This is a genomic window from Neofamilia massiliensis, assembly GCF_001299475.1.
Taxonomy (GTDB): Bacteria; Bacillota; Clostridia; order Tissierellales; family Peptoniphilaceae; genus Neofamilia; species Neofamilia massiliensis.
Map to the genome: position 1 here is coordinate 926,291 of NZ_CYUJ01000002.1, position 13,926 is coordinate 940,216.

Annotated in this window: 11 protein-coding genes and 2 rRNA genes; all 13 read right to left on the reverse strand. The window is 33.4% G+C overall.

The features are described 5' to 3' along the window. Positions 1-8: 8 nt before the first annotated feature. Positions 9-734 carry a Stp1/IreP family PP2C-type Ser/Thr phosphatase gene (locus BN2667_RS04500; RefSeq protein WP_054252119.1) on the reverse strand — a complete coding sequence of 242 codons (726 nt, stop codon included), beginning with the start codon at positions 732-734 and terminating at the stop codon, positions 9-11. Further along, on the reverse strand, positions 718-1,776 hold the full coding sequence (rlmN, locus tag BN2667_RS04505; protein WP_202903556.1) for a dual-specificity RNA methyltransferase RlmN: 1,059 nt from the start codon (positions 1,774-1,776) through the stop codon (positions 718-720). The genes BN2667_RS04500 and rlmN overlap by 17 nt, the downstream gene beginning before the upstream one ends. After that, the gene (gene rsmB / locus BN2667_RS04510; RefSeq protein WP_054252120.1) at positions 1,769-3,046 is read right to left on the reverse strand and encodes a 16S rRNA (cytosine(967)-C(5))-methyltransferase RsmB; all 1,278 of its coding nucleotides are present in this window, start codon (positions 3,044-3,046) and stop codon (positions 1,769-1,771) included. Before rsmB ends, rlmN begins: the two co-directional genes overlap by 8 nt. 26 nt (positions 3,047-3,072) lie before the next feature. Beyond that, positions 3,073-3,762 (reverse strand): zinc metallopeptidase, encoded by a 690-nt coding sequence (locus tag BN2667_RS04515; RefSeq protein WP_054252121.1) that lies wholly within the window; start codon positions 3,760-3,762, stop codon positions 3,073-3,075. Between the two features lie 4 nt (positions 3,763-3,766). Continuing rightward, the gene (gene fmt / locus BN2667_RS04520) at positions 3,767-4,702 is read right to left on the reverse strand and encodes a methionyl-tRNA formyltransferase (RefSeq protein ID WP_054252122.1); all 936 of its coding nucleotides are present in this window, start codon (positions 4,700-4,702) and stop codon (positions 3,767-3,769) included. Beyond that, positions 4,695-5,162: a peptide deformylase gene (gene def, locus BN2667_RS04525; protein WP_054252123.1), complete on the reverse strand. Its 468-nt coding sequence runs from the start codon at positions 5,160-5,162 to the stop codon at positions 4,695-4,697. Before def ends, fmt begins: the two co-directional genes overlap by 8 nt. Positions 5,163-5,219: 57 nt before the next feature. After that, positions 5,220-7,571: a replication restart helicase PriA gene (gene priA / locus BN2667_RS04530; RefSeq protein ID WP_162200276.1), complete on the reverse strand. Its 2,352-nt coding sequence runs from the start codon at positions 7,569-7,571 to the stop codon at positions 5,220-5,222. Positions 7,572-7,604: 33 nt separating this feature from the next. Beyond that, positions 7,605-7,793 (reverse strand): DNA-directed RNA polymerase subunit omega, encoded by a 189-nt coding sequence (gene rpoZ / locus BN2667_RS04535; RefSeq protein ID WP_054252125.1) that lies wholly within the window; start codon positions 7,791-7,793, stop codon positions 7,605-7,607. Continuing rightward, complete coding sequence (gene gmk, locus BN2667_RS04540; protein WP_054252170.1) at positions 7,794-8,405, reverse strand: guanylate kinase; 612 nt, start codon at positions 8,403-8,405, stop codon at positions 7,794-7,796. It lies immediately after the preceding gene. A 37-nt stretch (positions 8,406-8,442) separates the two neighbouring features. Beyond that, the gene (locus BN2667_RS04545; protein ID WP_054252126.1) at positions 8,443-9,333 is read right to left on the reverse strand and encodes a YicC/YloC family endoribonuclease; all 891 of its coding nucleotides are present in this window, start codon (positions 9,331-9,333) and stop codon (positions 8,443-8,445) included. Between the two features lie 97 nt (positions 9,334-9,430). Then, positions 9,431-10,684, reverse strand: coding sequence for a uracil-xanthine permease family protein (locus tag BN2667_RS04550; RefSeq protein ID WP_054252127.1), 1,254 nt, complete (start codon positions 10,682-10,684; stop codon positions 9,431-9,433). A 129-nt stretch (positions 10,685-10,813) separates the two neighbouring features. After that, positions 10,814-10,930: ribosomal RNA gene (gene rrf / locus BN2667_RS04555) — 5S ribosomal RNA — on the reverse strand. 24 nt (positions 10,931-10,954) lie between these two features. Further along, positions 10,955-13,807, reverse strand: a 23S ribosomal RNA gene (locus tag BN2667_RS04560). Positions 13,808-13,926: the final 119 nt, after the last annotated feature.

Genomic DNA, 13,926 nt, shown 5'->3' on the forward strand with positions numbered 1-13,926 from the left:
TTAGTCACCTATAATTGTATTATAATAAATGTAATATTGTCTCTTCCGCCAGCTTCTAAAGCTTTTTCAAGAAGTGTTTCTGAGATTTCTTCTAAATTATCTGATGATGAAAAAATAGAAAGTATATTTTCATCTCTTAACATATCTGAAAGACCATCAGTACATAATAATATGTATTCTCCTGGCTTATAGTTATATTGAATCAAATTAATGTCAATTATTAAATCAGTTCCCACTGCATTTGTAATCATATTTCTCTTTGGATGATTAATAGCTTCGTCCTTGGTTATTTTTCCTAATTTATATAAACTGTTAACCAAGGTGTCATCTTCTGTTAGTTGGCGAATTTCTGAATTTGTAATTGAATAAGCTCTGCTATCTCCAACATTTCCTATTAGAACAGAATTTTCGTATTTATATAGAGCTGTTAAGGTTGAGCCCATGTTTAACATTTCAGGGTTTTCTTTTGCCTTATTAAATACTAGTCTATTGGCATCTGAAATTGCTTTTACAAAATCTTTTTCTAAGTCTTCTAAACTCTTATATTCACTCATTTCTTTTAATGAAGAACTTATAGACTCTACAGTCATTTTACTTGCAACTTCTCCAGAGTTATGTCCTCCAATTCCATCTGCAATTATAAATAGAGGAAAGTTTTCTTTGTCAGAAACAAAGTAATAATCTTCATTATTGTCTCTTTTTTTGCCAATGTCTGATTTAGCTATGAATTTCATTTCTTTCACCTTCTTCAAGATACGATTTCTTTAATTGACCACATGAGGCAGATATGTCACTACCTAATTCTCTTCTAAGAGTAACATTAATGTTACTGGCTTTTAATTTTTCCATAAATATTTTTGCTTCTTCTTTATATTCTTTATTATTATATGCATTTATAGGATTTAAAGCAATTAAGTTGACTATATAATTTGTATTTTTAAGATATTTTCTAAATAAATTCACATCTTCGTCATTATTATTTTCCCCTGGAATTACTGTGTATTCTATAGATATCCTGTTATTAGTTATTAAAAGATATTCCCTAATAGCAGAAAAAAGCCTTTCTATAGGATACTTATAATTTACAGGCATTACTTTATTTCTAATTTCATTATTAAAACTATGGACTGAAACTGCCAGATTTGCTTGTGGCAGGTCTTTACCAAATTCTATTATTTTATCAGCCACTCCACAAGTTGATACAGTCATATTTCTAAAACTTAGATTTCTTCCTTTTTTGTCATTTAATAATTTTAAAGCTCTTATTACATTGTCATAATTATCAAAAGGCTCTCCACTTCCCATTAAGACAATTGAAGATAAATTTATTGAAAAGTGTTTTTCAACTAGGTAAATTTGTGAAGCTATTTCAAAAGCCTCTAGATTTCTTTCTAAACCCTTTTTAGTTGAGGCACAAAAGTCGCAGCCCATTCTACAACCTACTTGAGTTGAAACACAAAGGCTGTAGCCATGTTTGTATTTCATTAGAACTCCTTCAATAATGTTATTGTCTTCTAATAGATATAGAAGTTTTATTGTCTCATCTTGTTTAGAGTGAAAATCTTTTAAAATTTCCATAGAACTTATAGTAAATTCTTTTTTTAAAAGCTCTATATCTGCTTTAGACACTTGATTTATACCATCAAAGGACATGACGCCCTGTTTATGAATGGCTCTAAAAATTTGATCTGCCCTATAGGATTTTATGCCTAAATCAGCTATTTTATTTTTTATTTCGTTTTCAAATAAATTATTTAAAATAATAATTTTAATCAATCCTCTTTAAAATATTTATAGCAAATCCATCAGAATCAAAGTCTAAGGGAGAAATTTTTTTCCTATAAATAAGTTTAAAGTTGGAATTTTTTTCTAAAAACTCATCTATAAGGTCTTCGTTTTCTCTTTTTGTAAAAGTACAAGTCGAATGACCAATTAGCCCAGAAACTTTTACATAGTCTTTGGCGTTATTTAAAATTTTTCTTTGAATATCTACTAGATTATCAATAGATTCTATAGACTTGTTATATTTTACCTCTGGAAGTTTTCTCATTAGTCCTAAGGCAGAACATGGAAGATCTGCAATAACTAAGTCAAAAGCATCTACAAAGTCTTTTCTAAAAATCGTAGCATCGTTTTGTTCTATTTTTAGTTCTTCAAGACCTAGTCTTTTTTTGTTGTCTTCTATTAATTTTAATTTATCTAAAGAAATATCACAAGCGAAAAATTTCCCCTGGGACTTTTGAGAATTCATAAGGTGAAAGGTTTTTCCTCCAGGAGCAGCACAAAGGTCTAAGACATTTTCATAAGGTCCAAATTTTATTAATTGGTAGCCTAATTCTTGAGAAGATAGGGACTGGGCATAAAAGTTTCCTTGGTAGTAGTCTTTTGTTGAAAAAATTCCCTGTGGATTTTTAACAGTAAATGAATACTTACCTTGTGGGCTAGCTAGTAAATCAAAGCCTAAGCTATTTAAAGATTCTTTAGTCTTATCTAGGTCTTTGCTAATTCTAATTGCAAGGTCCTGTTCTTCATTAAACTTTGCTAAAATTTCTTCTAAATTTGTTTTTCCGTAGGCGCTTGCAATTTCTTTTACCAGCCATGTCGGCATAGAATATTTTATAGATAGATTTTTCCAAAGATCTTTTTCGTTTATTTTTAAATATCTTTCTTTATTTCTCAAAAAATTTCTTAAGGATCCATTTACAAATCCTTGGGCTTTTTTATTTACAGAATTTTTTACTAAGTTTACTGCTTCATTAACTACAGCACTTTGAGGAATATGATCCATGTAAATTAGCTGATAAAGTGATATTCTAAGTATATTTACAACATCTCCATCAAGATCTGAAAATTTTATTTTTGATAGTTTTTGAATAATATAATCTAGTCTCAACTCATACCTAATAACTCCATAAACTAGGGTCTTTATAAAACCATATTCTTGTTTACTAAGAGAATTAATTTCTTCCATTAAGTCTTCTATGTTTTTATTTTCATTATTATATTTATTTAGCAAGTCTACGGCTATTCTTCTTTGATTTTTCATAAAAGAAGGATGCTATTTGTGCATCCTTAATCTCTCCTTTTTCCAAATATATTTATAAGTCTTAGTAATTCTACTAGAGAATTAACAGTTGCAGCAACATAAGTTAATGCTGCAGCTTTTAGCATTTTTTGTGAATCTGCTAGGTCAATGGTGTTAGCACCTATTTTAGATAATTCGTCTAAGGCCCTGGAACTTGCATTAAATTCAACAGGTAGGGTCACTAGTTGAAAAATAAAAATAATTAGATAAGCAAGTATTCCAACTCTACCGAAACTAGGTGCAACAAAAAAACCTAATAGTATTAAAGCAAAGGAAATACTTGTTGCAAACTGAGTTACTCCTACTAGCCTATGCCTAATAATCAGTGGCAAATAACCTTCGGCTAGTTGAACAGCATGACCTGCTTCATGGGCAGCTATTGAAATTGAGGCTATTGAGTTTCCAGAATAAACTTCATCTGAAAGTGCTATAATCTTTTTTGAAGAATCATAGTGGTCTGTTAGTGTTCCTTTGGCTCTTACAACTTTAATGTCAAATATATTATTATTTCTCAGTATTAAATTTGCAACTTCATATCCAGAAATTCCTAAATTAGATCTTTTTCTTCTGTATTCTCTATAAGCTTTTTGTATTAAAAAATTTGAATATAGGGCTAAAGCTAACGGCAAAATAAAATATATTAAATAGTTGTTAGCATAATAATTTTGTCCGTACATATTATCACCTTAAATCTGTATTTCTTTCTAAGACATTTCCCTTTAAATAATCTTCAACTGACATTTCTTTTTTTCCTGGAAACTGAATTCTCCTTATTTTAAGAATGCCATTTGCACAATTTACTAAAAATCCATCTTCTAAGACATCAATAATATAGCCTATCTCAATATCAGCATCACTTTTATTGGAATAAATTTCTCCATCTAAGGCTTTTACATTTTTATTATTATAAGAAAAACTTGCCCCTGGTCTTGGGTAAAGGCCCTTTATTTTTCCAAGCTCTATATTAACATCTACAAAGTCTAACTTACCTGAATTTTTGCTAACTTTTTTTGCATAAGTTGCTTGGGATTCGTCTTGAGGAGTGCCGATTATCTCTTCATATTCATTTTCTGCAATATATTTTATAATTAAGCCCGCTCCCATCTTGGCAAGTTCATCGTGCAGAACTATTAAATTTTTATCTGCAATTTTAGTAGAGGCCTTTAAAAATATTTGTCCCTTATCGAGACCTGGACCAACTTCCATAATAGTTACTCCAGTTTCTTCATCTCTATTCATAATAGCCCTATGAATTGGAGCAGCTCCCCTATATTTGGGAAGGAGTGATGCATGGATGTTGACTATTTTTTTCTTAGGCAAGGTTCTGATTTCTTTTTTTATAATTTGCCCATAGGCAACTACTACAATATAGTCAATGTCAAGATTTTTTAATAATTCAATACTTTCGTATGAATTAATGTCGTCAGGTTGATAAATTTCTAAATTATTTTCTAGAGCATATTTCTTTACAGGACAATAAGTTATTTTATTGCCCCTTTTATTTACCCTGTCTGGTTGACTTATTACTAAAACTACATTGTGCTCTTTGTTTAAAGAATCAAGCGCATTTACAGCAAAGTCAGGTGTTCCCATAAAAACTATATTCTTCTTAGGCATTTTCTTCCTCAATCCTATACATAGTTTCTGCCTTGTCTGTGTAGAGAATTCCATCTAAGTGATCAATCTCATGACAAATTGCTCTAGCTAAAAATCCTTCAGCTTCTAGTTCAATATTTTCATTATTTTCATCTGTATATTTGCAATTTAGTTTTTCTGGTCTTTTTACTAGTCCATTATATCCAGGAACTGATAGGCAACCTTCTAGGTCTTCTTCCTCACCGGCTGTAAATGTGATTTCAGGGTTAATAAGTTTCATTGGACCTTCTCCTATGTCAATCACCACAAGTCTTCTTAAAACGCCAATTTGTGGTGCTGCTAGGCCTACTCCATTAGCATCGTACATTGTTTCTACCATGTCATCTAAAAGGACAAGGATTTTGTCATCTATTTTATCAACTTTTCTTGATTTTTTTCTTAAAATTGGATCTTCGTCTGTTCTAATGATTCTTTTCGCCATACTTTCACTCCCTTATATCTTATATAACTTAAAATACCCAAATTATTCTTATATAAATCAGCGACTTAAGACATCAATGTGGCAGCCTTTTAAATTTATATTATGGGAATTATTTATTGTAATTTCATAAATACAGTTTTTTACTTGCTTTTCATATCTAATTTTTGAAGACAAGTAAAGACTAATATGGTAGCGATTGTTAAATTTTACTATATAAGGTCTGTCAATATTCGTAACTAAGTTAACCTGATCAAGTAAATTATTTTTCTTTAAATCATCAATTAAAGCTAGATACACCTGCCTTGCTTGGTTCAAACCTAGTTTAAGGTCTTTGTTTAAAAGTAAAATTTCAAAGTGTCTAGTAAAAGGTGGATATGAAAAGAGGGCTCTCATTTTAAGTTCTTCCTTATAAAAAGACTCATAGTCGTAGGTTGAAACATTTTTTATTGAATAATGGTCAGGATTAAAGGTTTGTATAATAACTTCTCCATTAGACTTTGCCCTACCAGCCCTACCTGAAACCTGCATCAAAAGTTGAAAGGTCTTCTCTGCTGAATCATAAGTTGGAACATTTAATGACATATCTGCTGAAATAACTCCAACAATTTGAATCGATGGATAATCAAATCCTTTGGTAATCATTTGGGTTCCAATAATAATATTTGCATCCTTGGCTATTATTTTTTCCATGTTATCAATATAATCTTGATGGTTTGAAGTTGTGTCAGAATCTATTCTCAAAATACTTAAGTCAGGAAATAATTCTTTAGAAAACTCCTCTAGTTTCTCTGTACCTAGGCCAAATTGCTTGATATTTTTAGATCCACATGCTGGACACCTGCTTGGCATATGAGAAGTTTTGCCGCAGTAATGACACTTTAAAAAATTATTGTGCTTGTGGTAGACCATAGAAACATCACAGCGGTCACAGTTTAAAGTATATCCACAATCTGAGCAGCTTACAAAAGAAGAATAGCCACGTCTATTTAGAAATAAAAGACTTTGATTATTTTTAAAAAGAGAATTTTTTATGGCAACCATTAAATCCATTGACATTGGAGTTGTATTTCCCGACTTAACTTCTTCTTTTAAGTCAACTATATTAATCTTAGGCAAGGAAATATTATTTGGTCTTGATAGAATTTTATGCAGATCATAAACTCCATGCAAGGCCTTATAATAACTTTCGATAGAAGGTGTAGCAGAGGCTAAAACAAGTTTTGCTCCTTTGGTATTTTCTATTAAAAACCTAGCAACCTCTCTAACATCATACTTGTTGTACCTGTCTAACTTATAAGAGTCATCGTGCTCTTCGTCAATAATTATTAAATCTAGGTTTTTCAAATTAAAAAATATAGCAGATCTTGTTCCTAGTAAAATTTTTGCTTTTGAAGAATTAATTTTTTTTATCTCACTAAGCCTTTTAGACTTAGATAACTTAGAATGAATGATAGCAACTTGGTCTCCAAACCTCTCCTTAGCTCTCTTTTCCATTTGTGGTGTTAGACCAATTTCTGGAACTAAAAACATTGCAGTCTTATTTCTTTTTATAGCATCTTCAATTAAAGAAAAATATATTTCAGTTTTCCCAGACCCAGTTACTCCATATATTAAATGTTTGTTATTTTCTGAATTTTGAATATCGCTATAAATCTTTTCTTGCTCTTCAGTTAAAACTATTGTATTGGCCGAGGAAAAATCTTCTTCTATAGCCTCAACTTCTTCAAATAAATCTTTGCTAATTAGGTCATCAAGTATTAACTTAGAATAATTTTTTAAATTTCTTACAGCAAATAAATCAAAATACTTGTTTTCATAAAAAATATCATAAATTTCTTCTAAAAACTCCCTTTGCCTACTTGCATTTTTCCTTAAAAGACTTAAAGCTTGGTCTTTATCAAATAAAAACTTGTAGTAGATATTTTCTTCAACTTTAGAAACATCATAGGTAACTTGGCTTATTACCTTGCCTTCTTTAACTAAAGTATTAAACCTCTTAACTAAAGTTTTATCGTGCTTGGATAAATAGTTTTCAAAAATTTCTCTTTCATTATCAGTAGAATTATCTGCTAGAACATACTTATAATCCAAGTTTGAAATCTTTGTAAAGTCACAAATAATTGAAAAGGCCTTAGCATAAGTTAGAATATAGAATTCCTTCATCCACAAACCAAGGTTTATTTGTAATTTTGTTAAGGGTTCTAGTTCTTTTATCTCTTTTAAAACCTTTTTAGTTTTAAACTTTACCTCATCTTTATAAGAAAACAAAACCAGGCCTATTTCTAAACTGTCATTAAAATCAACTATAACAAAAGATCCTGGTTTAATATCCTCATCAACTTCATAAGTATAAAGTTTATCTAAGTTTATTAAGTTTTTAAAAATTACTATATCAGCTAACTTTTTCATAAACATATAAAATAAAGCTAGAATAAGTCTAGCTTAATTTTTTCCTACTATGTGTCCTTCTACAATTTCTTTCATTGCAGTAGTAACCTTATTAGAATCTTCATCTTCTATATAGCTTTCCGCACCATTGTTTAGCTGTCTAGCTCTTTTAGCAACCATCAAAGCTAATTTATATTTACTGTCATCAATTTCCTTAATTTCATTATATGAAGGTATATACATTTAATCCCACCCCTTTGAAACATTTTCTTTTATATTTTTATGTCTTTTAACTCTCAATCTTTCAGCAGCAATAATATTTTGAATATCTTTTACTGCTTGGTCTACAGTGTTGTTAACAACAAAGTAGTCGTATTCCCCTACAAAGTCTAATTCTTTATAGGCATTGTTAAATCTTGTATCTATATCTTCTTCGCTTTCAGTTCCTCTATTTACAAGCCTTGTCCTAAGTTCTGACATAGAAGGAGGTAGAAGAAAAATAAAAACAACATTTTTATATCTTTCTTTTATTTGTAAGGCGCCTTGAACATCAATTTCAAGTAAGACAATTTCGCCATCTTCAATTTTATCATAAACAAACTTTTTTGGTGTAGCATAATAATTATTGTGAACCTGTGCATATTCTAAAAGTTCATCATTATCTACCATTTCAAAAAACTTTTCTTTTGAAACAAAAAAATAATTTTCACCATCAACTTCATTTGGTCTTGGTTGTCTGGTTGTTAATGAAGTAGAAAATACTATGTCATCTTGACTTTTCATTAATGCTTCACTAACAGTCCCCTTGCCTGCACCACTTGGGCCAGAAAGGACTAATAAAAATCCCTGTGCCATTTTTTGCCACCACCTTAAATCGTCTTTGTTTTTCATATCATTCAATGTTTTGAACTTGCTCTCTTATTTTTTCTAAAATAGACTTAAGTTCAATTACTTCTTTAGTTACATTTATACTATTGGTTTTAGATCCAATGGTATTAGTTTCTCTATTCATCTCTTGGATTAAAAAATCAATTTTTTTACCATTAGAATTTTCATCATCTATCATAGCATTAAACAAGTCTAAATGACTTTTTAATCTAACAATTTCTTCATCTATAGCTAATTTATCACTATAAAATACTATTTCATTTAAAAGTCTATCTTCATCTAAAGGAACATTTTCTTCTGATAAAATTCCATTAATTCTCTCTTTTAATGATTGAACTTTTATCCTTACTAAGTCTTCAGAAAAATCTTCAATTTTATTTATTAGCTCTTTTACATTTGCCAATTTATTTTTTAAATCGTACTCTATATTATAACCTTCTTGGATCTTCATTTCAAGAAGATTTGAACAAGCCTTATCAACGCAAGATAAGCATAAGTCAACAAAAGTCTTATTATCATTAAGATCTTTTCTTTCTATTAGTAAAATATTAGAATCAAATCTTAAAATATCTAAGACAGAAAAACTTTTTTCTAAATTGCTAAGATTAGAAAGGTCAGTTAGACTGTCGTTATATTTTTTAAGAAGATTGTAATCAATATTAAAATCTATATTTGAAGAATCTAAAAATTGTATATCAATAAAAACATCAATCTTTCCCCTATTAATTTTAGAAGAAATTACATTTTTAATATCCTCTTCCATAAATGCTAATGATTTTGGTCCTTTAACTTGTATATCTAGATATCTGTTATTTACTGATTTAATATCTACCTTTATTTCAAACTCATTATCTTTTATTTTATAGCTCCCAAAGCCTGTCATACTTTTTAACATAATTATTACCTCTAAAATCTTTATATTCCTATTTTAGCATAAAATAAATAAAAAAGGAGCAAAACCTAAAGATCTTACTCCATAAAAGAATATTTATTTACTTTTTAATTCTTATAGATAAAATTTGATTTAAGACAATGCCAACTAAAGCAGCAAAACTTAAACCTGAAATAACAATTGTATCAGTAATTCTAACTCCAATTGTAAATCCCAATAATTTTGATAAATAATCAGATCCTAGACCTAAAATTAAAATTGTTGCCATCACTAAAACATTTTTGAAATTAAATTTAACTTTAGAATTCTTAATAGTTTGAGTTCCAACTAAAGCTATCATAGTAAATAGCATTAGCGAAATCCCACCCATAACTGCTGTAGGAATTGAAGATAAAACTCCACCAATTTTTCCAACGAAAGACAAGATTATAGCAAAAATTGCAGCCAATCTTAGAATAGAAGGATCATAGTTTTTAGTTATAGCTAAAACTCCTGTGTTTTCACCATAAGTTGTATTTGCTGGTCCACCTAAAAATCCAGCGGCCATTGTTGCTAGACCATCACCTAAAAGAGTCCTGTGTAAACCTGGATCTTCAATAAAATTCTTACCTACAACTTGGCCGTTAGTTGTAATGTCTCCTAGATGTTCCATAAAAACTGCTAAAACAACTGGAGCAATCATGGCAATGGCTCCAAAATCAAACTTTGGAAGTCTGAAGCTTGGAGCAGATATTAAACTTGCATCTCTTATAATTGAGAAATCAACTTCCTTCATTACTATAGAAAAAATATAGCCAACAAAAACTGCAATTATAATAGAAAGTTGTCCAACAAAGCCTTTAGTCTTAAATCTAATAAATAGAGCTGTTGCTAAGGTAACTCCAGCTAATATAAAATTACTTTGAGCCATAGAAAAAGCAGTAGGAATTAAATTCATTCCAATTACTATAATCATAGGCCCAATAACATGGGCAGGAAGTAAACTTTGAATTTTTCTTATTCCAATTCTTGAAACTACTAAAGAAAAAAGGCAATAAATTAAACCCGCAACAATAATTCCACCTTGGGCATAAGCTAAATCCCCTCCATAACTTTCTGATACAGCTAGAATTACAGGGATAAAAGCAAAGGATGAGCCTAAAAATACAGGTACCTTACCCTTAGTTACAAAATGAAATATTAAAGTTCCTAAACCTGCACAAAAAATAGCAACTGATGTATCAAATCCAGTTAAAATAGGGACTAAAACTGTAGCACCAAACATTGCTATAAGATGCTGTAAGGCTAAAATTACCCTTGAAAAACTTGCTAACTCATCACTTGCTAAAACTTTACCATAAGTATTATCTGTCATGTTATTCTCCTTTCCAGCCTCTCTGGACTGATTTAAAGTATTTTTTATCTTTATTAAGATATCACAAAACTTTAAATTTTTCAATATCAAACATAAAAAAAGAAGCCTGCATTTTATACAGACTTCTTGAACTGGCAACTTCCTATCCTCCCAGTTCGTCTCCAAACTAGTACTTTCAGCGTTAAAAGGCTTAACTTCTGTGTTCGGTATGGATACAGGTGTTTCCCTTTTGCTTTTATCACCAGATTACCTTGCTACAAATCTAATTTATTGGTCAAATTTTCGACCTATTAGTAACGCTTTGCTGAGTGTATTGCTACACTTACACGTGCGTCCTATCTACCTCGTTTTCTTCAAGGGGTCTTCCTTACCTTGGAAATCTCATCTTGAGGGTGGTTTCGTGCTTAGATGCCTTCAGCGCTTATCCTTGCCAAACTTAGCTACTCAGCTATGCCGCTGGCGCGACAACTGATACACCATTGGTTTGTCCATCCCGGTCCTCTCGTACTAAGGACAGAGCCTCTCAAATTTCCTACGCCCACGACGGATAGGGACCGAACTGTCTCACGACGTTCTGAACCCAGCTCGCGTGCCTCTTTAATGGGCGAACAGCCCAACCCTTGGGACCTACTTCAGCCCCAGGATGAGACGAGCCGACATCGAGGTGCCAAACCTCCCCGTCGATGTGAACTCTTGGGGGAGATAAGCCTGTTATCCCCAGGGTAGCTTTTATCCGTTAAGCGATGGCCCTTCCACGCGGTACCACCGGATCACTAAGTCCTACTTTCGTATCTGTTCGAGTTGTTGCTCTCACAGTTAAGCTTCCTTTTGCCTTTGCACTCTTTGCACGATTTCCGTCCGTGCTGAGGAAACCTTTGAACGCCTCCGTTACTCTTTGGGAGGCGACCGCCCCAGTCAAACTGCCCGACTGACAGTGTCCCGTGACCTGGTTCAAGGTGCACGGTTAGAATTCTAAGGATGAAAGGGTGGTATCCTAAGGCCGACTCCACACATACTGGCGTACATGCTTCTTTGTCTCCCACCTATCCTGTACATTCAGCCTCAAAACCCAATGTCAACCTACAGTAAAGCTCCATGGGGTCTTTCCGTCCTGTCGTGGGTAATGCGCATCTTCACGCATACTACAATTTCACCGGATCCTTTGTTGAGACAGTGCCCAAATCGTTACACCTTTCGTGCGGGTCGGAACTTACCCGACAAGGAATTTCGCTACCTTAGGACCGTTATAGTTACGGCCGCCGTTTACTGGGGCTTCAGTTCTAAGCTTCGCTTTCGCTAACTCTTCCCTTTAACCTTCCAGCACCGGGCAGGTGTCAGCTCCTATACTTCATCTTTCGATTTGGCAGAAACTTGTGTTTTTGGTAAACAGTCGCTTGGGCCTATTCACTGCGGCCATATTGCTATGGCTCCCCTTCTCGCTAACTTACGGGGTCATTTTGCCGAATTCCTTAACAAAGGTTCTTCCGCGCGTCTTAGAATTCTCTTCTCGCCTACCTGTGTCGGTTTGCGGTACGGGTATTAAGGGTATATAGTGGCTTTTCTTGGCAGTGTGAAATCACTTCCTTCTCTACTTAGTTTTCGATCCCCATCATACATCATCTTTAGTGCTAAGCGGATTTGCCTACTTAGCGGACTTTGTATTTGGACGAGCGTCCTTCTGCTCGCTTCGCTATCCTCCTGCGTCCCCACGTCTAATTGATCTTAATAGTACAGGATTTTCAACCTGTTGTCCATCACCTACGCATATTCTGCCTCGGCTTAGGTCCCGACTTACCCTGGGGGGACGAGCCTTCCCCAGGAAACCTTAGGCTTTCGACGGGCAAGATTCTCACTTGCCTCTCGCTACTCATGCCAGCATTCTCTCTTGTATGAAATCCACATATCCTTCCGATTATGCTTCTGCTCTCATACATTGCTCCTCTACCATTGTTTCCAATCCACAGCTTCGGTATTTAATTTAGCCCCGGAAATCTTCGGCGCAGAATCACTCGACCAGTGAGCTATTACGCACTCTTTAAATGTGTGGCTGCTTCTAAGCCAACATCCTGGTTGTCTACGTAACTCCACATCCTTTACCACTTAATTAAAATTTTGGGACCTTAGCTGGTGGTCTGGGCTCTTTCCCTTTCGACATAGAAGCTTATCCCACTATGTCTGACTCCCTAGGCTATAAGTTGGTATTCGGAGTTTGATATGTTTTGATACCGTATTGGCTCGCAACAATTCAGTGCTCTACCCCCATCTTATCTTTTCCTAGAGGCTAGCCCTAAAGCTATTTCGAGGAGAACCAGCTATCTCCGAGTTCGTTTGGCTTTTCACCCCTATCCACAGGTCATCCGATAAGTTTTAAACCTTACCCGGTTCGAGCCTCCATTTAGTTTTACCTAAACTTCACTCTGCCCATGGATAGATCACCCGGTTTCGGGTCTACGACACTAAACTTTCGCCCTGTTAAGACTCGATTTCTCTTCGACTGCGCATCTGTGATGCTTAATCTTGCTTAGTATCGTAACTCGCTGGCCCGTTCTACAAAAAGTACGACATTGCACTTTAATTTTTGTGCTTTGTCTGCTTGTAAACATAAGGTTTCAGATTCTCTTTCACTCCCCTCCCGGGGTTCTTTTCACCTTTCCCTCACGGTACTTGTTCGCTATCGGTCACCAAGTAGTATTTAGCCTTAGGAGGTGGTCCTCCTGTCTTCACACCGGATTTCTCGTGTCCTGTGCTACTCTTTCTAACTGGTCCTTTTTTGTTTTCGACTACAGGGCTGTCACCTTTTTTTGCTAATCTTTCCAGATTATTCGTCTAACTTTTAAGGTACGTGTCGTTATGTTGGGCTCTACCCCGTTCGCTCGCCGCTACTTAGGGTATCGATTTTTCTTTCTTTTCCTCCGGTTACTTAGATGTTTCAGTACACCCTGTCTTCCCTTCCATCTTCTCTTTTTTTCATATATGGATACTCTTACAGAGTGGGTTTCCCCATTGGGACATCTACGTCTAATAGCGATTGTTTGCATCTTGACGTAGCTTTTCGCAGCTTACCGCGTCCTTCGTCGGCTCTTGGTGCCAAGGCATTCACCTTATGCTCTTAGTTATTTGACCTAAAGTTGTCTATCAACTTCTTTTAAGAAAATTCTTCTTTAGTAAATAGTTTTTTTTACTTTTTCTTGTATTTGTTTTTCCACGTTTGACTTTAACTTAGTTTTTTCATTTAATAATCA